20 protein-coding genes and 4 riboswitches are annotated in these 26,475 nt (G+C 43.6%); of the genes, 14 read left to right on the top strand and 6 right to left on the bottom strand.

Annotation, left to right across the window (positions count from 1 at the left end):
* Positions 1–8 precede the first annotated feature (8 nt).
* A riboswitch (cobalamin riboswitch) is annotated at positions 9–227 on the bottom strand.
* A 92-nt stretch (positions 228–319) separates the two neighbouring features.
* Positions 320–525: riboswitch (cobalamin riboswitch) on the top strand.
* A gap of 64 nt (positions 526–589) precedes the next feature.
* The 9 genes from GKD17_RS10765 to GKD17_RS10725 all read left to right on the top strand — a co-directional run bounded on the left by GKD17_RS10765 (position 590) and on the right by GKD17_RS10725 (position 11,154).
* The gene (locus GKD17_RS10765; RefSeq protein WP_005846492.1) at positions 590–841 is read left to right on the top strand and encodes a cysteine-rich CWC family protein; all 252 of its coding nucleotides are present in this window, start codon (positions 590–592) and stop codon (positions 839–841) included.
* The gene (accC, locus tag GKD17_RS10760) at positions 807–2,318 is read left to right on the top strand and encodes an acetyl-CoA carboxylase biotin carboxylase subunit (RefSeq protein WP_132140460.1); all 1,512 of its coding nucleotides are present in this window, start codon (positions 807–809) and stop codon (positions 2,316–2,318) included. Before GKD17_RS10765 ends, accC begins: the two co-directional genes overlap by 35 nt.
* 24 nt (positions 2,319–2,342) lie before the next feature.
* The gene (locus tag GKD17_RS10755) at positions 2,343–2,858 is read left to right on the top strand and encodes an acyl-CoA carboxylase biotin carboxyl carrier protein subunit (RefSeq protein WP_005845446.1); all 516 of its coding nucleotides are present in this window, start codon (positions 2,343–2,345) and stop codon (positions 2,856–2,858) included.
* 2 nt (positions 2,859–2,860) lie between these two features.
* Positions 2,861–4,393: an acyl-CoA carboxylase subunit beta gene (locus GKD17_RS10750; protein WP_170272822.1), complete on the top strand. Its 1,533-nt coding sequence runs from the start codon at positions 2,861–2,863 to the stop codon at positions 4,391–4,393.
* Between the two features lie 125 nt (positions 4,394–4,518).
* The gene (locus GKD17_RS10745; protein ID WP_007835703.1) at positions 4,519–6,207 is read left to right on the top strand and encodes a putative transporter; all 1,689 of its coding nucleotides are present in this window, start codon (positions 4,519–4,521) and stop codon (positions 6,205–6,207) included.
* A gap of 19 nt (positions 6,208–6,226) precedes the next feature.
* Positions 6,227–6,784: a cyclase family protein gene (locus GKD17_RS10740; protein ID WP_005846505.1), complete on the top strand. Its 558-nt coding sequence runs from the start codon at positions 6,227–6,229 to the stop codon at positions 6,782–6,784.
* 26 nt (positions 6,785–6,810) lie between these two features.
* Positions 6,811–7,020, top strand: coding sequence for a hypothetical protein (locus GKD17_RS10735; protein WP_007835705.1), 210 nt, complete (start codon positions 6,811–6,813; stop codon positions 7,018–7,020).
* A 126-nt stretch (positions 7,021–7,146) separates the two neighbouring features.
* A riboswitch (cobalamin riboswitch) is annotated at positions 7,147–7,360 on the top strand.
* 62 nt (positions 7,361–7,422) lie between these two features.
* Entirely contained in the window at positions 7,423–9,942 is a 2,520-nt protein-coding gene (locus GKD17_RS10730) for a ribonucleoside-diphosphate reductase subunit alpha (protein WP_007835706.1), read from the top strand.
* A gap of 162 nt (positions 9,943–10,104) precedes the next feature.
* A complete protein-coding gene (locus GKD17_RS10725; RefSeq protein WP_007835707.1) occupies positions 10,105–11,154 on the top strand; it encodes a ribonucleotide-diphosphate reductase subunit beta in 1,050 nt (349 codons plus the stop codon).
* Between the two features lie 92 nt (positions 11,155–11,246).
* Here the strand turns inward: GKD17_RS10725 and metF are convergent, their stop codons facing one another.
* From metF to GKD17_RS10710, 3 genes are all read right to left on the bottom strand, one after another.
* Positions 11,247–12,200, bottom strand: coding sequence for a methylenetetrahydrofolate reductase [NAD(P)H] (metF, locus tag GKD17_RS10720; RefSeq protein WP_007835708.1), 954 nt, complete (start codon positions 12,198–12,200; stop codon positions 11,247–11,249).
* Between the two features lie 296 nt (positions 12,201–12,496).
* Complete coding sequence (locus GKD17_RS10715; RefSeq protein WP_007835709.1) at positions 12,497–14,800, bottom strand: TonB-dependent receptor; 2,304 nt, start codon at positions 14,798–14,800, stop codon at positions 12,497–12,499.
* A 108-nt stretch (positions 14,801–14,908) separates the two neighbouring features.
* Positions 14,909–15,289: a hypothetical protein gene (locus GKD17_RS10710; RefSeq protein ID WP_032936259.1), complete on the bottom strand. Its 381-nt coding sequence runs from the start codon at positions 15,287–15,289 to the stop codon at positions 14,909–14,911.
* A gap of 182 nt (positions 15,290–15,471) precedes the next feature.
* A riboswitch (cobalamin riboswitch) is annotated at positions 15,472–15,675 on the top strand.
* A gap of 54 nt (positions 15,676–15,729) precedes the next feature.
* Between GKD17_RS10710 and GKD17_RS10705 the strand changes: the two genes are divergently transcribed.
* Together GKD17_RS10705 and GKD17_RS10700 are read left to right on the top strand one after the other, a co-directional pair.
* The gene (locus tag GKD17_RS10705; protein ID WP_007835715.1) at positions 15,730–17,907 is read left to right on the top strand and encodes a TonB-dependent receptor; all 2,178 of its coding nucleotides are present in this window, start codon (positions 15,730–15,732) and stop codon (positions 17,905–17,907) included.
* A gap of 13 nt (positions 17,908–17,920) precedes the next feature.
* Positions 17,921–19,078 (top strand): ABC transporter substrate-binding protein, encoded by a 1,158-nt coding sequence (locus GKD17_RS10700; protein WP_007835716.1) that lies wholly within the window; start codon positions 17,921–17,923, stop codon positions 19,076–19,078.
* Between the two features lie 108 nt (positions 19,079–19,186).
* On the opposite strand, the gene GKD17_RS10695 is transcribed toward GKD17_RS10700, so the two are convergent.
* From GKD17_RS10695 to GKD17_RS10685, 3 genes are all read right to left on the bottom strand, one after another.
* On the bottom strand, positions 19,187–20,947 hold the full coding sequence (locus tag GKD17_RS10695; RefSeq protein WP_007835717.1) for a 1-deoxy-D-xylulose-5-phosphate synthase: 1,761 nt from the start codon (positions 20,945–20,947) through the stop codon (positions 19,187–19,189).
* Between the two features lie 186 nt (positions 20,948–21,133).
* Positions 21,134–22,021: a helix-turn-helix domain-containing protein gene (locus GKD17_RS10690; RefSeq protein WP_007844227.1), complete on the bottom strand. Its 888-nt coding sequence runs from the start codon at positions 22,019–22,021 to the stop codon at positions 21,134–21,136.
* A gap of 31 nt (positions 22,022–22,052) precedes the next feature.
* The gene (locus GKD17_RS10685) at positions 22,053–22,961 is read right to left on the bottom strand and encodes a helix-turn-helix domain-containing protein (protein WP_007844226.1); all 909 of its coding nucleotides are present in this window, start codon (positions 22,959–22,961) and stop codon (positions 22,053–22,055) included.
* Positions 22,962–23,285: 324 nt separating this feature from the next.
* Here GKD17_RS10685 and GKD17_RS10680 point away from each other — a divergent pair, with 324 nt between their 5' ends.
* From GKD17_RS10680 to cobJ, 3 genes are all read left to right on the top strand, one after another.
* The gene (locus tag GKD17_RS10680; protein ID WP_007835722.1) at positions 23,286–23,822 is read left to right on the top strand and encodes a flavodoxin; all 537 of its coding nucleotides are present in this window, start codon (positions 23,286–23,288) and stop codon (positions 23,820–23,822) included.
* A 5-nt stretch (positions 23,823–23,827) separates the two neighbouring features.
* The gene (locus tag GKD17_RS10675) at positions 23,828–24,388 is read left to right on the top strand and encodes a flavin reductase family protein (RefSeq protein WP_007835729.1); all 561 of its coding nucleotides are present in this window, start codon (positions 23,828–23,830) and stop codon (positions 24,386–24,388) included.
* A 678-nt stretch (positions 24,389–25,066) separates the two neighbouring features.
* Positions 25,067–26,473 carry a precorrin-3B C(17)-methyltransferase gene (gene cobJ / locus GKD17_RS10670; RefSeq protein ID WP_007835733.1) on the top strand — a complete coding sequence of 469 codons (1,407 nt, stop codon included), beginning with the start codon at positions 25,067–25,069 and terminating at the stop codon, positions 26,471–26,473.
* The last annotated feature ends 2 nt before the right edge of the window (positions 26,474–26,475 follow it).

Here is a 26,475-nt window from a genome sequence, read left to right as displayed (position 1 = left end):
AGCCATGAATGATATAAACAATAACGGCAGGTCTTCTGACTTGTTTCCGTTGTAACGCCTTCCCGGTTTTCACAATAACCAGTGGCTAAGAATGTCACAACACTTCCCCACACTATGGGAGGATAAAACTTACAGCTACGGGGATAGTTCCTGATTTGCACAGGATTCCCTTTTAATTCCGTTTCGCGCCAACGGCTAATCCGGAAACCGATATTACTGACAAAGTTAGGAATTAAATCAATAAAACAACTGGAAAAAGAAAAAAAACTTCAAGCAACACTTTTTTCATCTTTTCCGCTTCGTTTAATTATAAAATCCATTATCTTTGCCCCGAATTGGTTTCGGATAGTCTATCTGCTATTCGGATTAAAAGGGAATCGGGTGCAAATCCCGGACAGTCCCGCTGCTGTGAAGCTCTGCTGGAATCTTGAAAAATACCTTTGCCACTGATGTGACAATCCTCACATCGGGAAGGCTTCAAGATAAGGAGTCAGTCAGAAGACCTGCCATTCATTAAAGGCTGTTTTTACTCGTGGGATTAGGAAAGCAGTACGAAAGAAAATAAGAAAATAAAAAATTTACGGGAGGAATGCCTATGAAAAAGGTATGTCCACGTTGTGGTGCAACATTTGATTGTATGCACAATGATATTTTATCGTGTCATTGCGCAACTGTCCGACTGGATGCTCTGCAACGCACCTATTTAATGGAGAATTATTCCGATTGCCTGTGCCATGACTGCCTGAAAGCCGTCAAGGACAGTTTCTATGCCTGCGAAATTAACCCCCGTTATAATAAGAAGAAAAATGATAAAGAAAGTATTGATTGCAAACAGAGGTGAAATAGCCTTACGTGTAATGCGTTCCTGCCGAGAAATGGGCATACGGACCGTTGCTGTCTTTTCAGAAGCCGACCGCACTTCTCATCATGTGATGTATGCTGACGAGGCCTATCTTATAGGTCCTGCTATAGCCAGGGAAAGCTATTTAAATATAGAAAAAGTAATAGAGACTGCCAAACGATGCAAAGCCGATGCCATTCATCCCGGTTATGGTTTTTTGTCCGAGAATGCTGATTTTGCCCGCCGATGCAAAGAGGAGGGGATCATCTTTATCAGCCCTTCCGCCGAGACGATGGAAGCGATGGGTGACAAGATTGCCGCCCGTAAGCGTATGATTGCCGCAGGCGTTCCCGTGGTCCCCGGTACGGAACAACCGTTGCAAAGTGCCGAAGAGGCGGTACGTATCTGTAATGCAATAGGCTATCCTGTCATGCTGAAGGCTTCTATGGGAGGCGGCGGTAAAGGGATGAGGCTGATACACAGTGAAGACGAAGTGGTGGAGGCATATAACACCGCCCGTTCCGAGTCCATGTCTTCTTTCGGGGATGATACGGTTTATCTGGAAAAATTTGTGGAGGAACCCCATCATATAGAATTTCAAATTCTGGGTGACAATCATGGCAATGTAATCCATCTGTTTGACCGCGAGTGTTCTGTCCAGCGTCGCAACCAGAAGATTGTAGAGGAGAGCCCGTCTCCGTTCCTTACTCCGGAACTCCGCCAGGAGATGGGGGAAAAGGCAGTGGCTGCCGCCAGGGCGGTGAACTATTCGGGAGCCGGAACTATCGAGTTTCTGGTGGACAAGAACCGCGATTTCTATTTTCTGGAGATGAACACCCGTTTGCAGGTGGAGCATCCCATCACCGAAGAAGTGGTGGGCGTGGATCTGGTAAAAGAACAAATCCGTATAGCCAATAACGAGGTGCTGCACCTGAAGCAAGAAGAACTTTTCCAGCGCGGTCATGCCATCGAATGTCGTATCTGTGCGGAAGACACGGAGAACAACTTCATGCCTTCGCCGGGTATCATCAAACAGCTGACGGAGCCTAACGGCATCGGCGTACGCATTGACAGCTACGTTTACGAAGGTTACGAGATTCCCATCTATTACGACCCGATGATAGGCAAGCTGATTGTATGGGCTACGACCCGCCAATATGCCATAGAACGTATGCGCCGGGTACTTTACGAGTACAAGATTACGGGGCTGAAGACCAACCTCAGTTATCTGAAACGCATCATGCATACCCCCGACTTTGTAAAGGGTGAGTATAATACCTTGTTCATAGAGAAGAACTCGCGTATGCTGCTCCGTGGCAACGGTAATAATGAGGAGATTGAGAATATCGCCATGATCGCCTCTTATATTGACTATCTGATGAATCTGGAAGAGAACAAGAGTCCCCAGCTGTCTGATGCCCGTCCCATCAGCCGCTGGCGTGAGTTCGGCTTGCAGAAAGGAGTATTGAGAATCTGATTCTTCATTTAATTAAGCAAAAGTATGGAAATACATATTGGAGACCGCGTAGCCGATGTGACGTTGGTGAGCAAGGAAGGAAACAAGGTACAGTTTATGATTGACGGAAAACCGTATGATGTGGATATCGTTATGGCCGAGAACGGAAGCTGTTCCATCCTGCACGATGGCAATTCCTTCAATGCCGAACTGATCCGTGGGGAGGGTGGAAAGAGTTATGATGTGAATATGTTCTACCGTTCCTATCATGTGGACATAGTGGACACCCAGACCAAGTATCTGCGTATGAAAAAGGGCGGCGAGGAGAGACAGGATGACAAGATTGTAGCTCCCATGCCCGGAAAGGTTGTAAAAATTCCCGTCCGGAAAGGAGACCGTCTGTCATCCGGGGATATTGTGGTAGTGCTGGAGGCCATGAAGATGCAGAGCAACTACAAAGTGACCTCGGACTGCACGGTAAGGGATATCCTGGTCAATGAAGGGGATTCCGTCAATGCTAACCAGGTATTAATAGTATTGGATATAATAAAAGAAGATTGATCATGACAAGAGAAGAAATATACAGCCGGTTTAAAGAGCTGGACAAACGCGCGTCGCTGGGCGGCGGTGTGGACAAGATCGAGAAACAACACGCCCAAGGGAAGATGACCGCTCGCGAGCGTATCGGAATGTTGCTGGACAAAGGTACGTTCAATGAACTGGACAAGCTGGTGAACCACCGTTGTACCAACTTCGGCATGGAGAAGAAGCAGATTGCCGGAGATGGTATGGTCACCGGTTACGGAAAGATAGACGGCCGTCCGGTGTTTGTCTATGCATATGATTTTACCGCACATGGCGGCTCGCTGAGCGAGACCAATGCTGCCAAAATCGTGAAGGTGCAACAACTGGCTTTGAAGACGGGAGCTCCCGTTATCGCTTTGAACGATTCGGGAGGCGCACGCATCCAAGAAGGGGTGAACAGCCTTGCCGGATATGCCTCTATTTTCTATCAGAACACTATCGCCTCAGGTGTTATCCCGCAGATTTCCGCCATCTTGGGTCCTTGTGCCGGAGGAGCCTGCTACTCACCAGCACTAACCGATTTTATCTTTATGGTAAAAGAGAAGAGCCACATGTTCATCACCGGCCCGGATGTGGTGAAGACTGTGACTAACGAGGAGGTGGGCAAGGAAGAACTGGGCGGTGCCTATACCCACAGCAGCAAAAGCGGTGTGACCCATTTTATGTGCGACAATGAGGAGGAAACGCTGATGAGTATCCGTGAATTGCTGAGTTTCCTGCCTTCCAACAATATGGAGGATGCGCCGTTGGTTCCCTGCAACGATGACATCCATCGTCAGGTGGAGGCGTTGCAGACTGTCATTCCCGAAGATCCGAATATGCCTTATGATATAAAGGATATCATCGAACCGGTGCTGGATAACCAGTATTTCTTCGAGGTGATGCCTCACTTTGCTAAAAATGTGGTGGTGGGGTTCGGTCGCCTGGGAGGTCGTTCCGTAGGTATTGTTGCCAATCAGCCCGCCTGGCTGGCCGGCGTCCTTGACATTGACGCCAGTGACAAGGCTGCCCGTTTTATCCGTTTCTGCGACTGCTTTAACATTCCTCTGATCACTTTCGAGGATGTTCCCGGCTTCCTGCCCGGAACAATACAGGAACACAACGGCATCATCCGCCACGGTGCGAAGATAGTTTATGCATACGCCGAAGCTACAGTGCCCAAGGTAACTTTAATTACCCGTAAAGCTTACGGAGGTGCCTACATTGTCATGTCCAGCAAACCGACGGGAGCCGATGTGAACCTGGCTTATCCACAGGCGGAAATAGCCGTTATGGGAGCTGCGGGAGCTGTAAATATCCTCTATCGGAAATCCACTCCTGAAGAAAAACAAGAAATAATCAAAGATTACGAAGATAAATTCTCTAACCCTTATTGTGCGGCAGAACGCGGCTTGATTGATGAAGTGATTATGCCCCGTGACACCCGCTATAAACTCATTCAGGCTTTGGAAATGTGTCACAACAAAAACCAAAGCAATCCGCCTAAAAAGCACGGCAATATGCCGTTGTAATTGTTCAATGTGTGTGTATCCCCGCAGAAGTGATTTTTCCGGGGATACTTTTACCAACCCATATGATGGGAAATTTTAAATATAAAATGATGACTTAGTTAAAAATAAATATATTTCTTAATACTATGGAACTTCTTAAAAACCTCTTTGAAGGATATCCCAATCTTTGGGGCGGAGGTGTAGCACACTCCGTACTCATTCTGTCACTAGTTATCGCCTTTGGAATTATGCTGGGTAAAATAAAAATATCCGGCATCTCACTTGGTGTCACATGGATTCTTTTTGTCGGTATCGTATTCGGCCATTTCAATCTGAATCTGGATGAACACCTGCTACATTTTCTAAAAGAATTCGGTCTTATTTTGTTCGTCTATTCCATTGGTTTGCAGGTGGGTCCCGGTTTCTTCTCAGCCTTTAAGAAAGGAGGATTTACGCTGAACATGTTGGCTATGGGGGCTATTTTTATCAGTGTAGTCATTACTATCATTTTACATTTTACTACCGGAACTCCCATAACCACCATGGTCGGCATTCTCTCTGGTGCTGTTACCAATACTCCCGGCCTTGGTGCCGCCCAACAGGCAAATAGTGATTTAAATGGCATAGATGCACCGGAGATTGCGATGGGATATGCTGTTGCCTATCCCTTGGGGGTGGTTGGTGCCATTCTCTCATTGCTTGCACTGAAATACATTCTTAATATCAAAACATCACAAGAAGAAGCTGATGCCGAAAAAGGATTGGGACATTTACAGGAACTGACCGTACGCCCCGTTACATTAGAGATAAAAAATGAAGCAATACATGGGAAGACCATTAAGGAAATACGTCCTTTGGTAAACCGCAACTTCGTCATTTCGCGCATACGCCATCATGACGGACAACAGGAAGTGGAACTAGTAAATTCAGAAACGATATTACATATTGATGACAAGATTCTGGTTATCTCGAACCCTATTGACATTGAAGCGATTACAGTATTTTTTGGCAAACAGGTAGAAATGGAATGGGAACAGTTAAACAAGAAACTTATCTCACGCCGCATTTTGATAACAAAGCCTGAGTTAAATGGAAAAATGCTCTCACAACTTAAGATACGAAATAACTTCGGTGCGAGCATCACCCGTATCAACCGTTCAGGAGTAGACTTGGTAGCCTCCCCACATTTACAGTTGCAAATGGGCGACCGTGTAACTATAGTTGGTAGTGAACTTGCTGTCACTCATGCCGAAAAGGTTTTAGGAAACTCCATGAAGAGACTGAATCATCCCAATCTTATCCCCATTTTTTTCGGCATCGCATTAGGATGTATCTTGGGAAGTATTCCATTTATGTTTCCAGGTATTCCACAACCAGTAAAACTTGGTCTAGCAGGTGGACCGCTTATTGTATCCATTCTTATCAGTCGTTTCGGTCCTCAATATAAAATGATTACATACACCACGATGAGTGCTAACTTGATGATAAGAGAAATCGGGATTTCCTTATTCCTAGCTTGTGTAGGGTTGGGAGCCGGGAAAGATTTTATAGAGACAATTGTAAATGAAGGTGGATATATTTGGATTATGTATGGAGCTATTATTACGACCGTACCATTAATCATAACGGGGCTCATTGGGCGTTATGCCTGTAAATTAAACTATTATACCCTTATTGGTGTATTATCAGGAGCAAATACTAATCCGCCTGCCCTCGCCTATTCCAATGATCTGACTTCATGTGACGCTCCGGCCGTGGGATATGCCACCGTATATCCGCTTGCTATGTTCCTACGCGTACTTACGGCTCAATTATTGATACTCTCATTAGGTTAAACTTTAAAATTCTTTAAATATGTACCAACAAGAAACGATTACCAAAGAACTACATTTACAGTTAAGTGATGAAGATTTGGCACAGTTCGAACTTGATGCCAAAGAAACGGAACGCCTCGGACACATCGGCACCCACATGGATTGCTATATGGAAGCTCCCCGCTATAAAGAATATGTAACAGATGCCGTCGTGGTAGATTGTCGGAACGGACTACCAGCCGACGAATACTTTAATAACTTGGACATAGAAGGTAAAGCATTGGTTTTATATACCGGCAATATGGCAACCAACGACTATGCAACCAAAGACTTCTTTATGTTTGACATGAAGCTTAATTGGGACTCTCTGGCTGCATTACTTTATAACCATCCAAAGTTTATTCTTATTGACTCACATGGGTTAGGCATGTTTTCACAACACCGGTTATTCGATATGGAATGTGAGAAAAACGGTTGTTTTCTTATTATGTGCCTGATGCTTGAAGGAGAAGAAATATTGAATATAAAAAAATTAAAGATTGAAATTGACAAGGAAATGCCTTCCACTGGAAAGCCATGTCGTGTCTATGGATTCTAAAAAAAGAAAAACATAACTTCATTTAAATGGATAAGACAGCCGAAATTTTGATAGATGTCAGTGGATTTATTTCTGAATATTCCGCTCACACGATGGGATGTGGTGTACATACTTCACGAGTGATACGCAGTGCCAATCGCATTGGGGAATCATTCGGTTATATGGTAAAAATCAGTGTCATTCAGAAAAAGAAAAAACGAGATCGAAAAGCAAGTATATCAATTGGTTACTCATAACAATAGTAGCTGTGCTGCTTGGAAGCATGGTAGTAGAACTTGTCCAAAATGTTTAATACCATCCAACTTTTATAAATCATTTCTGATTTTTAAACTAACTCAATGCTGTAATAATTCCAATTTCCATTATCTTTGTTCCCGAATCGGTTCCGAATAGATGCCCTCTATCCGGATTAAAAGGGAATCGGGTGTAAATCCCGGACAGTCCCGCTGCTGTGAAACTCCGATAAAATTTCCGATATGTACCTATTGCCACTGCCTGACTCCACATAACGAGAACGCGGGAAGGCATCGGAAATGAGGAGCCAGTCAGAAGACCTGCCATTCATCAAAGGCCGTTTCTACTCGTGGGGTTAGGGAAGCGGTACGAAAAGATACAATAATTCATACCAACAGCATCTCATGCAAATAATTAAAAGGAATGGGGCAACAGAATCCTACGACAGAGAAAAAATAGCCGTTGCCATACGGAAAAGCTTTGCCAGTACCCAAAAAGAAATAACAGATGAAGCTGTCTACACCATAGTAGACGAAGTGGAACTATTTCTGCATCAAAACGAAGCAAATCGTAGTGTAGAACGCATTCAGGACGAAGTGGAACGTAGTTTGATGGAACATGGCTTTTATGCAGAAGCCAAAAACTATATACTTTACCGTTGGCAACGCACAGAAAGAAGAAAAGCTCTTAGCCAAATCATTACAGGAACCGGTGATGATACTATATCAAATATACTAAAAGAGATACAAAAAGACTTCTCCGGGAAGGAATATAGTCTAACCCTTCTCGCAGAGAAATTCACAAGTTTCTGTAAACCGGATATGACACCCGGGGAACGGTTGGCGGCACTTGTCAAAGCGGCTGTAGAACTGACGACACAAGAAACTCCCGATTGGGAATTCATTGCGGCGCGTCTGCTGAATTTCCGATTAACAAAAAAACTGGCCGAACAGGCGGAAGCTGCCGGCATCTTTTCATTTTATGATAAATTACGTTACCTCACCGATGAGGGTTTGTATGGTAATTATATCTTAGCCTCCTATACTCCACAAGAGATAGAAACGGCAGCTGGCTTCATGTGTCCTGAACGTGACAAGCTTTTCAATTATTCAGGACTGGATCTGCTTGCCAAGCGTTATCTGATCCGTACCCGTTCACACGAGCCTATAGAATCTGTGCAGGAAATGTATTTAGGGATTGCCCTTCATCTCGCTATGCCCGAAAAACAGGACAGACTGCAATGGGTAAAAAAGTTCTATGATATATTAAGTCGTTTGGAAGTCACAATGGCCACTCCTACCCTGGCAAATGCCCGAAAACCTTATCACCAGTTATCCAGTTGCTTCATTGATACAGTGCCCGATAGTCTGGAAGGCATTTACCGCAGTTTAGACAATTTTGCGATGGTAAGCAAATTTGGAGGAGGAATGGGAATGTATTTTGGCAAAATTCGTGCCGCAGGTGGAAACATACGCGGATTCAAAGGTGTGGCCGGAGGTGTAATCCGATGGATGAAACTGGTGAATGACACTGCTGTAGCCGTTGACCAGTTAGGTATGCGTCAGGGAGCCGTAGCCGTCTATCTGGATGTATGGCACAAAGACTTGCCTGAGTTTCTGCAACTCCGGACTAATAATGGAGATGACCGGATGAAAGCGCACGACATCTTCCCTGCCGTATGCTATCCGGACTTATTCTGGCGTATGGCGAAACAGGATTTAAACCAGCAATGGTATTTATTCTGTCCCAATGAAATAATGACCGTCAAAGGATACTGTCTGGAAGACTACTACGGAAAGGAATGGGAACAGAAATACATGGATTGCGTAAATGACTCCCGACTCTCCAAGCGCTGTATGAGCATCAAAGATATCGTCAGACTGGTACTACGTTCGGCTGTAGAAACAGGTACTCCCTTTACATTCAATCGTGACACCGTGAACCGTGCCAATCCCAATGCACACCGGGGGATCATTTATTGCTCCAATCTTTGCACGGAAATAGCACAAAACATGTCCTCCATTGAAACAGTCTCTACAGAGATATGTACGGAAGATGGTGATACAGTGGTAGTCAAAACTATCCGGCCCGGAGACTTTGTGGTATGTAATCTTGCCAGCCTTTCATTAGGACATTTGCCCTTGGAAGATGAAAAACAAATGAAAGAAAAGGTGGCAACTGTAGTACGGGCATTGGATAATGTGATTGAACTGAACTTTTATCCGATTCCTTTCGCTCAGATTACCAATCATCGCTACCGCAGTATCGGCTTGGGAGTCAGCGGTTATCATCATGCTCTTGCTGTTCGCGGTATTCGTTGGGAAAGCGAGGAACATCTCAATTTTATGGATAAAGTTTTCGAACGTATCAACTATGCTGCTATAGCAGCAAGTAGCGAACTGGCAAAAGAAAAAGGATCCTATCATTATTTTGAAGGTAGCGACTGGCAGACCGGAGCTTATTTTATAAAACGGGGCTATAATTCGCCAGAATGGAAAGCATTGGCTGTAAAAGTTTCCACACAAGGAATGAGAAATGCCTATCTTCTTGCCATTGCCCCCACCAGCAGCACCAGTATCATTGCCGGAACCACTGCCGGAACAGATCCGGTAATGAAACGTTTCTTCTTGGAAGAAAAGAAAGGAGCCATGCTGCCACGTGTTGCACCGGCATTGTCCGATAAGACCTATTGGATATATAAAAGTGCTTATCTGATAGATCAGACATGGAGTATCCGTGCCGCAGGGATCCGGCAGTTACATATAGACCAGGCGCAAAGTCTGAATCTATACATTACCAATGAATTTACCCTGAGACAAGTATTAAACCTGTATTTGCTGGCATGGGAATGTGGCGTAAAAACAATATATTATGTCCGTAGCAAATCGTTGGAAGTAGAAGAATGTGAAAGCTGTGCCTCCTGATCTTTTCGTAAACACTCCAGTACTGAATTGTCATGCTAAAACATTCCTTGTAGGGGCGCAATACTTGCGCCCCTACAAGGAATGAATAACAAATTTATTTTTAATATACAGCCTTGAGTTAGCAGTAAAACAAGAAGACAGAATATAAAACAACAATAAATCATGAATACAATAAAATTAAAAAAGAATGCCCTTTTCAATCCTGAGGGAGATACCGACCTCCGGCACAGAAGAATGATTGGAGGAAACACCACCAATTTGAATGATTTCAATAATATGCGCTATAAATGGGTTAGTGACTGGTATCGTCAGGCTATGAATAATTTTTGGATTCCCGAAGAAATCAATCTCACCCAAGATACCAAGGATTATCCTCACCTGGACCAAGCAGAACGCACCGCCTATGATAAAATCCTGAGTTTTTTAGTGTTCCTTGATTCTTTACAAAGCAATAATCTGCCCACCATCAGCGAATACATCACAGCCAATGAAGTTAATCTATGCCTCCATATCCAAGCCTTTCAGGAATGTGTACACAGCCAAAGCTACAGTTACATGCTGGATTCTATCTGTAGCCCCGAAAAGCGTAACGAGATCCTTTACCAATGGAAAACAGACGAACACCTGCTGAAAAGAAATACTTTTATAGGCAATTGCTATAACGAATTCCAGGAAAGTCAGGATGGATTCACATTGATGAAAACCCTTATCGCCAATTATATATTGGAAGGAATCTATTTCTATAGCGGATTCATGTTTTTCTATAACTTGAGCCGTAATGGAAAAATGTCAGGTTCCGCACAAGAAATCCGATATATCAATCGAGATGAAAACACGCATCTGTGGTTATTCCGCAACATTATTCTGGAATTAAAGAAAGAAGAACCGGATTTATTCACTCCCGATAAAGTAAAAATATATGAATACATGATGCGTGAGGGGGTCAAGCAGGAAATAGAATGGGGACAATATGTGATAGGAGACAATATACAGGGACTCAACCGGAAAATGATAGAAGATTATATTCAATATTTAGGCAATCTCCGTTGGAGTAGTTTAGGTTTTGGCCCTCTGTACGAAGAAAACCATAAAGAGCCGGAAAGCATGCACTGGGTATCTCAATATTCTAATGCCAATATGGTAAAGACTGATTTTTTTGAAGCAAAGAGTACGGCTTATGCCAAAAGTACAGCTTTGGAAGATGACTTATAACCCATTTACAAAATATATTTTGCTCCGCATCTTAAACCCATTAAGATACGGAGCAATAAATGGCCTGACAGAAACATTTCCATTAAAGACTATCAATAAACAGCTGCCGCCACCTCTTTCACATTCTCCACCGCACCCACTGTATAAAAATGTATTCCCGGAACTCCATATGCTATCAGTTCCCGGCATTGATTGACACACCACTCTATGCCTAATGCACGCGCTTCTTTATCATCCTTGCATTTTATTGCTTCCACGACCAGTTCCTGTGGTAAATCCACATTGAACGTTTTGGGAATAACGCTAAGCTGTGATAGTTTGGAAAAAGGTTTGATACCCGGTACGATAGGAACATTAATCCCCTCTTTTCTTGCACGCTCCACGAAGGCAACGTATTTTTGGTTATCATAAAACATTTGTGTCACTACATAATCGGCTCCGGCTTCCACTTTCTTTTTTAACCAATATAAATCTTGTTCTATATTAGGAGATTCCTCATGCTTCTCCGGATAACCTGCCACACCATAACGAAAAGGAGTTAAAGGAGCCTGAATAGGTGTTCCATCAATAAATTTTCCTTCATTAAAAGCATTAATCTGCTCTTCCAACTCCAAAGCATGGGCATAACCGTTTTTCTCGGGAACAAAAGAAGATTCATCTTTTGCCTTGTCTCCCCGGAGTACCAACAGATTAGTAATACCTAAAAATTGCAAATCAAGCAATATATATTCCGTGTCTTCACGTGAAAACCCACTGCACAAAATATGCGGCACAACAGTGATATCATATTTATTATGTATAGCCGCAGCCACCGCCACCGTACCCGGACGCCGCCGATAACGATTACGTTCATATAAACCACCCCCCAACTCGCGATACACATATTCGCTGCGATGAGTGGTAATGTTGACATAAAGAGGATCAAATTCCCGTAATGTATCTATTGTAGCATATAGTTTTTCAATTCCAGTACCTTTCAACGGTGGAAGAACCTCGAAAGAAAATGCTGTTTTCTTTTCCTTATTTATCAACTCAGCAATACCCATCTTTTTTGACCTTTTTACTTATTAATTCCGATAAATCCATATAGCGGATAGTTATATAGGAGATTTATCTTTATATTAATCACATTTCAGATTTATTTCTCCACAAAGATAGGAATAGCAGATTTTACATCCAATAAAGCATTCCAATTTAGATAATTATTCTAAATAAAGTGTATCAAAAGAATTATTATCTAAAATAACCTGTTCGAAAGCCCTATAATAGGTTATTTATTCTATGACGCAAATTGCCGGGAGAGGAGCGCTATCCGTCCTCTCCCGGCAATGATATATACAAATTAAAAACTCAATTTCACTCCGGCAAAGTAAGAACGTGGCATACCCGGCCCATAAATATAACCGGAATCACGTTTTGCCCCCCGGTCAAAATCACTTTGATACGCATTAAAAATATTATGTACTCCGGCATTTACTTGCATGGTTATGCCTTTATACAAATTGAAGTCATAACCGGCTTTCAGATTCAATTCAAAGAAATCAGGTGTATTCACTGCAATGTCCTTATCAATAAAACCAGCTTTATGCTCTACCATCATACTACCGGTATAAGTACCGGACAATGCAATAGTCATCGGTACGAAAGGGTTGTATGACAAAGTGAAATATCCATAAGTATCCGGAGTACGGAACATTTTTTTCTCCATCGGCACCGTTTCATCATCACTCCATGCACGTGCCTGCTTGTATTCAGCTTTCTGCATGGTAACGCCGGCCTGCAATTGAAGTAAGGAACGATAAGCAATCTTTCCTTCCAAAGTCAAACCATACACTTTGGCTCCCTTCTCGTTATACCGTTCATTGATAATAATACCGTCACGCTCCCCTATCTGGCGTAAGGCAAATACATCGGAAAGCAAAGTATAAAAACCTTCTATAAGCAAGTTTCCTTGGAAATCTCCCCAACGATGATACAAATCTCCCGATACGCTCAGACTTTGTGATTTTTCTTCTGTCAAGTCTTTTGCCAGTTCAATCATAGACACTGTCCCACCTACATTTTCTATATGTAAATCTTCATCAAAAGCCTGAGGCGCACGGAATCCGAAAGAATAACTGGCACGCAGGTTCATATTCTCGGTCGGATTGTAACGAAGATTAGCACGCGGACTAAAGATCACATGATCCACCATATTATGTTTGTCCAAACGTCCTCCAAGTAAAAAACTCCATTGCTTATTCTTCCATTCATTTTGGAAAAATGCACTGGCTATACGGACTTCTTGTCTGGTATAACGGTTATATCCCCACATATCATCCGTCAAGTTATCCTGGTTATATTCCAAACCTCCGGTAAAATCGGCAGGCATAAAAAAGCATTTATCAAAACTATAGATATACTGCGATCCTGTGACCCAGGTAAAATCCGTGGTCGCGCCATACGCATTCACATCTTGTCCTCCACCATAATAACTGTCACGTCCTGTATGCTGTGCAGAGGCATATACACTCAGCCGCTGTTTCTCATCAGGAGAGAAATAATCAAATTTCGCTCCCCCGCTATTGATAGTATGCTGCAATTGTTCGGCTATATCCGCTTCATGGGGAGGACGGTTCAACTTATTCCCGCCACGACGGAACTCACTGAGATGATGATATTCAAAAGTCAGTTTTGAATACGTGCTTGTTTTAATAAAAGAACGAAAACCTACTGTCTGATTTTTCAGTTTTGGCAATTCGGTATATCCATCTCCGTCACTGTCATAACCGCTTCTTTCTCTGTTCTGTCCAAAAATATACAATCCTGCTTTATGATTATCAGTCACTAATGAAGCGTTCAGTGTCGTATTATTGTCCCAAGAAGAAGTACCTCCTATACCTGTCAGGGTATGTGTCAATTGTCCTGAATTCCGTACAGGCTCCTTAGTGATAATATTAATGGTTCCCGCAATGGCTGAAGAGCCGAACAATGCCGAACCTCCTCCGCGCATCACTTCTACACGCTCAATCATATTGGCAGGTATCTGTTCCAATCCATATACACCGGCCAAAGCACTGAATATAGGACGCGAGTCGATCAATATCTGCGTATAAGGGCCATCCAACCCATTGATACGTACTTGTTGGAAACCACAGTTCTGACAATTATTTTCCACACGCACTCCGGGTTGGAAATTCAGCCCTTGCGACAATGTAGAGGAATTTGTATTCTCAAATACTTTCACATCCATTACGTTTACCAAAGTAGGTGCCATACGGCGGGTGGTCTCACTACGATTGGCAGACACCACTACTCCATCCAACGCTATCAGATCCTCTTCTATCTCGAAGTTCTCCTCCAAAGTTTTCCCTTTTCTTAAAGTTACTTTCCGGCTGACTGTCTTATAACCGACAGCACTTACCTCCATGGTAAATTCTCCTTCAGGCAGATTTTTAAGAAAATAGTGTCCACTGGCGTCAGTCATAGTCCCTATGGTAGTCCCTTTCAGCGATACACTGATAAAAGAGAGGTGTTCTTTCGTACTCTCATCTAATACATGTCCTATAATATTTGCATCAGACTTATTCAATTCATTGGCGTGCGCAGCCAGTGACGAGAGTAAAAAGCATACTACTCCCATCAAGAAAAAAATGTATTTCTTCATGTGTTCTTGTTCTGTTTATTTATGAATAAAAGGATAGCGGTCAGAAGAACGAATCCGTATGCACATAATGGCAACGGAAAACATTCTACTAACGTGAAAATTCTTTATTTAATAAACAACAGGAGGCGCACGCAAATAAATGCCGCAACAAGCTTTTGCCAGTTTAATGTGTTCTACAATCGGAGTAGCCAGCAAGCATAGCAATACTAATAAGATTGATGCGGAAAATGGTGTGAGCAAACTATCGGAAGCAGCGAAAGAAGAGAGGAAGAAAATTGTTTCCAATTCCACCTCCGTATGTTGATGCTCCCCTTTAAACGGATGCGAATGTACGATGATTACCCCATTTACCACATGCGAGTGAGTAAAAAGGGTGATCCCTCCCAAATAGGCAATAAATATCAGCGGAAGGAAGAGCTTTAGAATATGAATCAAATATTTCTTCATCGTAACGGGGACAAAGATAGAACTATTTCCAATAGCAGTCAATACCTATTAATAGTAGTTATGGATTTAAAATCGGAAACAAGCCTCTCATCCTGCCAAAGAAAATGCCCATTCGTCCTTAGTTGTCCCTTCCTTATATATTAAGAAGCCTATAAATCAGTATCAAACATCACAAAAATGTTTCTTTTATTTTCAGAATCCCAAAAGATTTTAAAATAAAACCCTACCTTTGCATCAGATTTGGTGATGTAAGTACTTTCCGTATTTGCATAAAAGGGAATTCGGTTATAGAATCCGAAGCAGTGCCCGCTACTGTGAAGCCCGTCCAATGAAAAGCAACTCTCGCCATGCCACTGTTTCCTTTGTAAGAAATGGGAAGGCGCTTTTCAGGGTGAAGCCAGGAAACCTGCCAAGTCTGAACATAGATAATTCACGCTTTCCCGGGGCCAGGAAAGCTAATTATTAATTCTTAAATTATTTCGATGAAAAAGAAATGTTTACTGACAGCCTTATTCGGCAGCATGGTGGTGTGTGCATCCGCCCAGATATCGTTAAGTGGAAAAGTAGTGGATGCCCGTACAGGAAAGCCGGTGGAAGGCGCTAACGTACGTTTGGAACAAACTACAATAGGATGTGCTACCAATCCTAAAGGAGAATTTTTGTTGAAAGACATCAAAGAGGGGACGTATACCCTGCGTACCAGTTGCCTGAATTATGCTCCTGTTACTCAGAAAGTCAGTCAAAGTCAAAAAGAAATGGTGATAAGGCTGAAAGGTACCACTTTCAACATGGATCAGGTAGTGGTAACCGGAACCGGAACTCACCACAAGCTGAAAGACAGCCCTGTACCCGTAGAGGTCATTTCCCAACGTGACCTGCAAAATGCCAATCCATCCAGTTTCCAGGATGCTTTGGTGAAACTAGTTCCCTCTATCTCGGTGCAAACCACCGCTATGGGAACAACCCTATACGTAAACGGACTGCCTGATAAATACCTCCTCGTATTAATTAACGGTAAAAAAGTAGCCGGAGATATTTCGGGGTCTATAGATTACGACCGGATCAATATGGATGCCGTAAAACGTATTGAAGTATTAAAAGGAGCATCTTCCGCCCTTTATGGCAGTGACGCCATCGCAGGAGTAATCAATATCATTACCGATGATCCTAAATCTGCATTGAATGTATCTTCCAATACCCGTGTAAGTTCTCACGGACGAATTTCAGAATCAGTCAACGCAGACGCCAATGATGGAAAATTATCCGCACACTTGAACTATAATTACCGCACTTCGGATGGATGGCAACTGAATCCGTATGAGGAAAGCAAGGGAGAACTGGTGGAAACCACAAAGAAACCGGTCTATAAAAATCATTCGCATAATGTGAGCCAAACCTTGAGCTACGCAGCCACAGAGCGTTTAAGTCTTCATTTAAACGGTAATCTTTTTATCAGCGAAAACGACCGTACCGGAGCTTACGATTACAACAACCGGCATCAGTCCTATACAGTGGGTGGAACAGCCAAATATCTGTTGGCTAAGCGGGCTTCATATATAGAAGGGAATATAAGCACCACCAATTTCCGTTCTTTTTATGACTATATAAATGATGCAAAAACGCATAAAACCGGTGATGAAGTCCTCAGTAAAGACCAGACTTACACCAATGCCAATCTAAAAGGTGTATTCAAAACTCACGAGAACAATACACTTTTTACCGGACTGGACTATGTATTCGAAGGCTTGGAGCCGACTGAAACCAGCAAGATGCTGAATAATGAATACCAAAGTGTTTATACACTGGCAGCATACGTACAGGACGAAGTAAAACTACTGGATGCAATCAGCGTAGTGGCAGGTATACGATATGCCTATAATGAAAAGTTTAAAAGCCAGTTCACGCCCAAACTATCCTTGATGTACCAATATTCAGGACTGAATGTACGTGCATCTTACGCTGCCGGATTCCGTTCACCTACCTTGCAACAAATGTATGCCGTTTCTGAAAGCCGTGGACAAATCACTGTCGGAGACCCTGGCCTGGACCCGGAAAAGAGCAATTTCTATAATTTGAATATAGAATACAATCATCGCTTGTTCTCCATTGCCGCTTCCATTTATCAGAATGACCTGAAAGACAAGATCGAAGCGGAAGATATAGGAACAACACCCGAAGATATTGAAAACGGTATCACTCGCAGACGCCAGTACCGTAATATAGAAAAGGCACGTGTGAAAGGCTTTGACATAGGTTTTTCAGTCCGTCCCTTCACAGGCTTCATGTTCGGAGCAAACTATATTTACACGGACGGGCGCAACCGTACAGAAGACATCCGTTTGGAAAGAACAGTACGTCACTCGGGTAATTTCAATGCCAGTTGGCGAAAAACATGGAATGATTATACATTCAATATTGCAATCAACGGACGCTATCAAGGTACACGCTGGTCTAAAACTTACGGTGACGCCCCCGCCCACCAGCTTTGGGATATCAACACACGCCATTCATTCAATTTAAAATCTGTTGCTCTGGAACCCGCCGTCGGAGTTGAAAACATTTTCAATTACACAGATGACCGTCCTTATAACAGTAATTATGCAACTCTGACACCGGGACGCTCTTTCTATGTCAGTCTGCTGGTTCGTTTCAAGCAATAAAACTATTTTTAGCATGGCTTCTAAAACCAGACTTGTCTATCTGCTCATAACAACTTTCTGCCTGGCAGGTTGCGGCTATAAAAGCCGCAACCCAGTGAGTGAAAACGGGCTATCTTCCGCAGATACCATACAAACAGCCTTGGCCCCCCGTTATGCCAAAGGCTTCAAAATAACTGTTCGTCCGGATGGAGTAAAGCTTCTGTACATCTCGGAGCCGAACAATAACCATGCAATACCCGAACTTTTCGCCTTAGTTCCTAAAGGAACAAAAGCCGAGATACCCGATGGCTATACCGTTATTCCGACTCCGACAGACAGAGTAATCTGCATGACCACGCCGCAACTGGCAGGTTTTACCGGTCTGAATGCTTATGACAAAGTGGTAGCGACAAGTACCACCCGCCGGATGCAGAATAAGGAATGGCTTGCCCGATTAAAAGACGGACGGGTGAAAAAGATAGGAATGGAAGGAAACTTTGATACGGAAATTATCATTGCATCCCAACCCGATATCATTTTCGTATCTCCCAACCGCCGGGGAGGGTATGAAGTGATGAAAGGGCTGAACATCCCTCTGGTCCCCTATTGGGCATTCAAGGAAACATCACCATTGGGGCTGTCCGAATGGATCAAGGTAGCAGGTATGTTTATCGGTAAAGAGGAAGAGGCATGCCAATTATTTGCACAAATGGAACAACGCTATAACCTATTGAAAGCCAAAGTTTCCAATGTAAAACAGCGTCCCAGTGTATTCAGCGGAGAAATGAGAAGAGGTACCTGGTATGTACCCGGAGGACAAAGTTTCTATGCCCGCTTGTTCGCCGACGCAGGGGCCGATTACTTTATGAAGGATAATCCTGAAACAGGAGGTGTACTCATGGATTTTGAAACCGTATACGCCAAAGGATATAATGCCGGCTACTGGAGAGTGATGAATGGTTATAAAGGAGAATTCTCTTATGAAGCATTAAAAGCTTCCAATCCACAATATGCTGATTTTCGGGCTTTTAAAGAAAAGAAAGTTATTTATTGCAATCTGGAATGGATACCTTTGTATGAGAATCTTCCCCTCTCACCCGATGTTCTTCTGAGTGACATGATAAAAGCTTTTCACCCGGAACTACTTCCCGATTATCATCCTGTGTTTTATTCGCTTCTGGAAAAAGAATAAGTATTCCAGTTCTCATACTTATGGTAACAAACAGTTTTAATCCGGCTTATCTATTTCACTATTACAAAAATGGCTGAAGTCTTGAACTTCAGCCATTCCGTAAAACGGTTATCCTAATATACCGGCAATATCCTCCGCCATCTGCTTGTCAGTCAACCTGTTGGCTTTCATCAGCTCATCCAGATTATAGCGGTCTGCAAATTCTTTACGAAGTCCGTAATTCAGCACCCGCATTTCAGAATTACCATAATAACGCGCTATCTTCTCGCCGAATCCTCCATCCAGCACCCCGTCTTCCAACGTTACGACAATACGATGCCCCACTTTCAACTCTTCCAGCATCGGTTCGTCAAGCCCTGTTATGTAACGGGGATTAATCAAAGTAGCCTCAACACCCGACTCTTCCCGGAGCTTATTCTTCAAAGCCTGTCCCAAATCATAGAAAGCACCCAATGCAAGAATAGCGACAGTTTCTCCCCTGGCTGTCATTTTGTAGCGGTTTAACTCGCTATAATCCGTGTCAAACTCTTCCTTACGATGCACCACTGCCGCTCCCGGCACACGGATAGCAACGGGATATTCCGTCTGGCGGACAGCCCATTCCAACATAGCAAAATACTCTTCGGAACACGTAGGAGCCAGATAAACCATATTCGGGATGTTGCTGATAAGCGGAATATCGAAGAAACCCAGATGAGTCACATCGTTCATTCCGGCTACTGTCCCCATAAACACAGTGATCACCGCCGGATTTCCATTGATACACAAATCCTGAGACAACTGGTCATAGCAACGCTGGACAAAAGTACTGTAAACCCCGTACACCGGACGTCCGCCACCGGCAGCGATACCCGATGCCAATGCCACGGCATGTTCCTCGGCAATACCTACATCCACAAACTGACGCCCTGCCTGTTTCCGGCGTTCAGGAGTAAAACCTATCACAGTAGGAGTACCCGAGCTGATGGCAACAACCGTGTGGTCCTCCTTCATCTTCTCCAACAAAAACTTCCCGGTCAGGCTATGGTAATCCTCCATACCGCTGCAATCCACCTTCGGCTTACCCGTTTCCAGATCGAAAGGCATCTCCCAATGAAATTCCTCCCGGTCGGCTTCTGCCGGAGCGTATCCCTTTCCTTTCTGTGTGTGAATATGAACCACTGTGGGACGTGATGTATCTTTCACCTTGGCAAAAGCCGCAATCAAAGACGGAATATCATTCCCCTCTCCCACATAAAGATAATCCAACCCCAGAGAACGGAAGAAATTACAGGACGACCGTCCCTCCGTATCGCGCAGTTCCTTCAGGTTCTGATAGAGCCCACCGTGGTTTTCGGCAATGGACATTTCATTATCATTAACCACTATAATAAGGTTGGTTCCCATTTCTCCCGCATTACTCAGACCTTCATAAGCTTCCCCGCCGCTGAGCGATCCATCCCCTATCACGGCAATGATATTCTCGTATCCGCCTTTCAGATCTCTGGCTTTGGCAAGACCGCAAGCCAGACTGACAGAGGTGGAAGTATGGCCGATAGTGAAAAAATCGTGCCCGCTTTCCCGGGGATTGGTGTATCCGGACACCACATCATAATCCTCCGGATTCAGGAAAGCATCCTTACGCCCGGTCAGCATCTTATGTGTATAACTTTGATGGGATACATCATATACCATCTTATCCGTCGGTGAATTGAATACATAGTGCAATGCTATTGTAGCCTCCACCATTCCCAGATTAGGTCCCACATGCCCTCCGTGAGCACTTAACTTGGTCAATAATGCATTGCGGACTTCACCGGCCAACTGTCTTAACTGTTCCGCAGAAAACCGTTTTATGTCTTGCGGAGAATTTACTTGTTCAATATACATCGTTCTACCTATTTAAATGATTTCATCTGTTGTCTTACTTCATTCCGATGCGAACAAAGCCGCTTTCACTTCACAATGCAAAGATAAGCCAGCCCCCATTCATTCTTTGTAGATAAATTACAGATAGAATTACCATTTTTACAGAAAGGAACTGTATCACAAAAACATGGTATTGCAACCCGGTTATCAATTCTGCGAGAGCCGGTAATCACTGGGGGCGACACCTGTTATTTTCTTGAAAAGCACACTGAAGCACTGCACATTAGGATAGCCTAACTTCCGTGCCACAGCAGCAGGCGTATGACCGTCCTGCAACAACATGTGCCTGGCTATATCCAGCCGCTTCAGTTGAAAATATTCCTCCAAAGTCTTGCCGGTTTCAAATCTCAGCAGATCATTGAAGTAAGCGACAGACAAATCAAGCTCTCCCGCCATATAGCCGGATGTGGGCAACTTGCCGCCCTGCAATCTTCCGGATGCGATATATTCCACAAACAAACGTTCCATGTTTTCCAAAAGAGCCTTGTTCTTATTCTCACGGGTAATAAACTGACGTTCATAATACCGGGTGCAATAATCCAACAGAAGTTCTATATGCCGGGAAAGAATAATACTGCTATGAGTATCAATGGGATGATGCAACTCATCCTCTATATTCGAGAGGCAACACGTCACTTTCTCTGTCTCACGCCGTGAAAGATGCAGCGCTTCTTCCTTGCGATAATGGAAAAAGGTATAATTTTTAATATGATTCTTCAGTGAGGTGCGGAACAACAGGTCAGGATGAAATGCCAAAAGATATCCTTTATCCGGCAACGTATTCTCCTTACTCATACGAAAGATCTCGCCGGGAGTGAGAAACACCATGGTAGCATTGGAGTAATCATAATATTTCCGTCCGCAGCAGCAACAACCGCTCGGACAATCCTCAATCAGCAAGACAGCATAGAATTCAAATTTCACCGCATCCTCTTCCAATGAAGGATTCTCCAGATTGATGATGCTCACCTGCGGATGCAATGTCTTGCAACCCAGACAGCGATTACATTCATATACAGTCCTCAAGTCCAACATAGTCTCTTTCATTGCTTGTTAAAACAGGATACTATAAAGGAAGGTTTTGTGTACGATATTCATTCGGTGTACAGCCCACACGCTTCTTGAACAACCGGCAGAAATGCTGCGGATATTGAAATCCCAGTGAATAAGCTACCCTGCTGACGGTTTCTCTCCTGTCGGACATCCGTTCTTTCGCCAGTTCTATCACTTTTTCCTGAATATATTCCTGTGGGGTCTTGCCGGTTTCCTTCTTGAACATATCCCCGAAGTAGTTGGATGAAAGGCACAGTTTGTCAGCAAAGTATTTCACGGTAGGCAATCCGTCACGCTCGGCAAGTTCGCCCTCAAAATAATCGTCAAGCAACCCTTCAAAGCGTGTCAACACATCACGGTTCGAATGACTGCGGGTGGCGAACTGACGTTCATAAAAACGCATACAGTAATTAAGAAGCAGTTCTATATAGTTTACCAGCAAGGTCTTACTATGCTTGTCCACCCCCCGTTCCAGTTCCATACGGATAATCTTCAGGCAATCTGTCATAATATTGCGCTCATCTTCCGAAAGGTGCAGCGCCTCGCTCACTTCATACGAAAAGAAAGTATATTTCTTTATTGTTTTTCCAAGCGTAGTCCCCCGTAACAAATCCGGATGAAAAAGAATTCCAAGCACATTCAACTGCACACGGTCGGTGGTCAATGTGGTTTCCGTTGTTTGTCCCGGAGCAAAACATACTACGGTTCCTTCCTGATAGTCATAACTCCGACGCCCGTACTTGATATCACAAGCTTTCTCCAATTTCAGATAAAGTGCATAAACACCATAGTTCCAGTGCACATAGTCCATCTGCCGGGTAGCCTTGTTCAAATCAATGACACTGACCAACGGATTCAGTGTTTCAAGTCCGTATAGACTGTTATATTGGTCCACACTGTCTAAATTTAATATTTTATCCATCATTCTAACTTGTTTAATGCCTGCTAAAATATAGCTTTTTCAGTTATTTGAATAATACGGTTACAAAAATAGGAGGTTATCCGGACAAGGTTATAACCCCAATTACGGATTATTTTACCTTAGTTACTGAATCTTATCCCATCCGGGAATAAAAAGAAGAGCCGGAATGTTCCTGCCGGACTACCCCTCCATATTATATGGCAGAATCTGTAATTAAGGTTAGGATACCCGTAATTTATCTACAAAGAACCCAAGCAAATATACCTAAATTTGCAACATCATAAAATATTAAAACGTATATTTGAACCAAATAACATCAATCGTATGAAAAGACTCGGATTATTTATGACGGTAATCATGATACTGTGTATTACCGTAAACGCACAGAAACAGAGCAACAGAACATTAGTAGCTTACTTCTCGGCAACAGGTACAACAGAGAAAGCTGCCAAACAGGTAGCGGAGGTGACAGGCGGAGCCCTCTACGAAATACAACCTGCAAAGAAATATACCTCCGCCGACCTGGACTGGCACGACAAATCCTCGCGCAGCAGTGTGGAAATGGCAGACGCCCTGTCACGTCCCGCATTGCGTTCCCAGCCCAAAAACTTGGCAACCTATGATACCATCTATATCGGTTTCCCCATTTGGTGGAACCTGGCTCCAAGAATCATCAACAGTTTTATAGAAAAAGGTGATTTCACAGGCAAGATCCTCATTCCATTCGCTACCTCGGGTGGAAGCCGCATTTCTAACGCCGAACAAGAATTAAAGAAAGCCTATCCCAACCTGAACTGGCAGAAAGGCAGGCTGATGAACGGTGCTACCAAAGAAGAGATTAAACAATGGACTAAAAAATAAATAGTATGAGAAAGAATTTAGGAGCAAAACCTTTTACCTATCCGCAACCGGTATTTATCATCGCCGCATACGATGAAAACGGTATTCCCAATGCCATGAATGCGGCTTGGGGCGGTATCAGTGAAATGAATGAAATCAGTATTTGTATCAGTGAAGGTCACAAGACAACGGCCAACATTCTGAAACGCAAAGCATTCACAGTGAGCATGGCAGAAGCCGGGCAAATCATCGCTTGCGATTATGTAGGCATTGTTTCGGGCAACAAGGTTCCGGACAAATTCGCCCGTGCGGGATTCCATGCCACCCGGTCGGAGTTTGTGGATGCCCCGCTGATTGATGAATTATCCGTAGCTGTGGAATGCAAGCTGAAGGATTACAATCCCGAAACCTGTATCCTGCGCGGCGAAATAGTCAATGTAAGTGTAGATGAACGTGCACTGGATAAGAATGGAAAAGTGGATGCCTCCAAAGTTATTCCCGTCATCTTCGACCCGTTCAATAATGATTATCTGAAAGTAGGAGAAAAAGTGGGTAATGCTTTCTCGGATGGCAAGGCCTTAAAATAACGGAATCCGATATGATACAAACAGCGGAGGCAGTTTTTTCCATACAGGACAAACTCCGGCAAACCGATTCCTAAGCTCTCACATCTTTGTGACTAAGCCTTTTTGAACGTATGATTTCTATCTCCCAAGCTTGCGGAGTTAAATCCATAGCCTTTGGAGTTATCTCCATAAGCTTTGGAGTTAACTCCAAAGGCTATGGAGATAGAAATCAGAGGTTTAAAAAGGGTTAAGTGCAGGAATAAAAAGGCTTAACCATCCCCATAGTGCCCCCCAATGATTCCGCCAACATTTTTTCTTCAAACTTATCTATCAGCAAATCTCTATTATTTTTAGTTCCTGTTTAAATTTTCACCGGCAATATCCTCTGCTTTGCCGGCTTCCCGATTACGGCACATTCTGAATGATGCCTTATTCATTATTAAGCCTGATAAAAAAAGATTTCTATAATTATAGCAAGAAAAGACTTGTTTCTCCCGTTCAAATAAGTAACTTTGTACGGTTAAGTTTGGCTCCTCATGCCAGCTATCACTTTCAGTCCGTCTATGTAAAAGCCTGAAAGCAAGATGAAGGAACTACTGTCAGGACAGCGTATTGTCATTCAGAGGATTATATTGACTGAAAGCACTGAAGGAAACTTTTAAATTAGATTTCCGGAGAGGAATAATTATATAATAAAAAATGAAAAAGGCCCAATTAATCGTAGCCGGCATTGGTCCCGGCTCACCTGAAGATATGACTCCCGCTGTAATACAAGCAGTAAAAAACAGCGATGTAGTAATCGGCTATAAATACTATTTCCAGTTTATCAAGCCCTACCTGGAACCGGGCACCGAATGTATAGACACCGGAATGAAACGTGAAAAAGCACGTGCCGAACAGGCTTTCGAGCTGGCGGAACAAGGAAAGACTGTATGCGTTATCAGCTCGGGAGATGCCGGAATTTATGGCATGGCTCCGCTGGTTTACGAAATGAAACGCGAGCGTGGCAGCCGGGTAGAAATAGAAGTATTGCCGGGTATCAGTGCTTTTCAGAAAGCGGCTTCCCTGTTAGGAGCACCCATCGGTCACGATTTCTGTGTGATTTCTCTCTCCGACCTCATGACGCCATGGGACCGGATTGAAAAACGCATCCATGCAGCCGCAACGGCAGATTTCGTAACGGCAGTCTATAATCCCAAAAGCGAAGGGCGGTATTGGCAACTCTACAGATTAAAAGAAATTTTTCTGAAAGAGCGTGAAGCCGAAACCCCGGTAGGCTTTGTGCGTCAGGCCGGACGTAAGGAAGAAACTGTGACAATCACCACTTTGCAAGAATTCGATCCCGAACAGGTGGATATGTTTACAGTGGTATTGATTGGCAACTCCCAGTCTTATTATCGGGAATGGAAATTAATCACTCCGCGTGGTTATTACCGGGAAAAGACCACCGATGCGACAGGAATCGGTCAGGAAATTATGATAAACAGTTTCCGTACTATTGAGAAAGAATTGAAAAATAAAAATATTCCTTCGGATCACAAATGGGCGTTACTGCATGCCATCCATACCACAGCCGATTTCGAGATGGAAAACATATTGCATGTAGATCCTCTTGCCGTAGAATGTCTGTATAAAATATTGAATGAAGGAAAAGTACGTACAATTATTACGGATGTGACGATGGCTGCCGCGGGCATCCGTAAAGGTGCTTTGGAACGGATGGGCATCGGGGTGAAATGCTATCTGGGTGACGAACGCGCGGCAGCATTGGCAAAAGAAAAAGGAATCACCCGTACACAGGCCGGTATACGTATGGCAGCAGAGGAACATCCGGAAGCTTTATATGTATTCGGTAATGCCCCTACAGCATTGATGGAACTGTGTGACCTGATACGGAAAGAAAAAGCGCATCCATGCGGTATCATCGCTGCTCCGGTGGGCTTTGTGCACGTTTGCGAAAGCAAACACATGGTGAAACCTTTCAGCCACATCCCCAAACTGATAGTAGAAGGACGCAAAGGGGGAAGCAATCTGGCAGCGACTCTGGTAAATGCCATCCTTACTTTTGATGATGCGGAACAACTGAAACCGGGAAGAGATGTATAAGT

Origin of the sequence: Phocaeicola dorei, assembly GCF_013009555.1 — a bacterium.
GTDB classification, from domain to species: Bacteria; Bacteroidota; Bacteroidia; order Bacteroidales; family Bacteroidaceae; genus Phocaeicola; species Phocaeicola dorei.
The sequence above is the reverse complement of the archived record's forward strand: the minus strand, read 5'-3'. Positions and strand labels throughout refer to the sequence as shown.

Coding starts and splice junctions, on each gene's coding strand:
- GKD17_RS10685 (WP_007844226.1), bottom strand. CDS start 22,961: ATGGATAAAATATTAAATTTAGACAGTGTGGACCAATATAACAGTCTA.
- cobJ (WP_007835733.1), top strand. CDS start 25,067: ATGAAAAAGGCCCAATTAATCGTAGCCGGCATTGGTCCCGGCTCACCT.
- GKD17_RS10725 (WP_007835707.1), top strand. CDS start 10,105: ATGAATACAATAAAATTAAAAAAGAATGCCCTTTTCAATCCTGAGGGA.
- accC (WP_132140460.1), top strand. CDS start 807: ATGATAAAGAAAGTATTGATTGCAAACAGAGGTGAAATAGCCTTACGT.
- GKD17_RS10740 (WP_005846505.1), top strand. CDS start 6,227: ATGTACCAACAAGAAACGATTACCAAAGAACTACATTTACAGTTAAGT.
- GKD17_RS10700 (WP_007835716.1), top strand. CDS start 17,921: ATGGCTTCTAAAACCAGACTTGTCTATCTGCTCATAACAACTTTCTGC.
- GKD17_RS10745 (WP_007835703.1), top strand. CDS start 4,519: ATGGAACTTCTTAAAAACCTCTTTGAAGGATATCCCAATCTTTGGGGC.
- GKD17_RS10695 (WP_007835717.1), bottom strand. CDS start 20,947: ATGTATATTGAACAAGTAAATTCTCCGCAAGACATAAAACGGTTTTCT.
- GKD17_RS10690 (WP_007844227.1), bottom strand. CDS start 22,021: ATGTTGGACTTGAGGACTGTATATGAATGTAATCGCTGTCTGGGTTGC.
- GKD17_RS10730 (WP_007835706.1), top strand. CDS start 7,423: ATGCAAATAATTAAAAGGAATGGGGCAACAGAATCCTACGACAGAGAA.
- GKD17_RS10680 (WP_007835722.1), top strand. CDS start 23,286: ATGAAAAGACTCGGATTATTTATGACGGTAATCATGATACTGTGTATT.
- GKD17_RS10765 (WP_005846492.1), top strand. CDS start 590: ATGCCTATGAAAAAGGTATGTCCACGTTGTGGTGCAACATTTGATTGT.
- GKD17_RS10755 (WP_005845446.1), top strand. CDS start 2,343: ATGGAAATACATATTGGAGACCGCGTAGCCGATGTGACGTTGGTGAGC.
- GKD17_RS10715 (WP_007835709.1), bottom strand. CDS start 14,800: ATGAAGAAATACATTTTTTTCTTGATGGGAGTAGTATGCTTTTTACTC.
- GKD17_RS10750 (WP_170272822.1), top strand. CDS start 2,861: ATGACAAGAGAAGAAATATACAGCCGGTTTAAAGAGCTGGACAAACGC.
- GKD17_RS10705 (WP_007835715.1), top strand. CDS start 15,730: ATGAAAAAGAAATGTTTACTGACAGCCTTATTCGGCAGCATGGTGGTG.
- GKD17_RS10675 (WP_007835729.1), top strand. CDS start 23,828: ATGAGAAAGAATTTAGGAGCAAAACCTTTTACCTATCCGCAACCGGTA.
- metF (WP_007835708.1), bottom strand. CDS start 12,200: ATGGGTATTGCTGAGTTGATAAATAAGGAAAAGAAAACAGCATTTTCT.
- GKD17_RS10735 (WP_007835705.1), top strand. CDS start 6,811: ATGGATAAGACAGCCGAAATTTTGATAGATGTCAGTGGATTTATTTCT.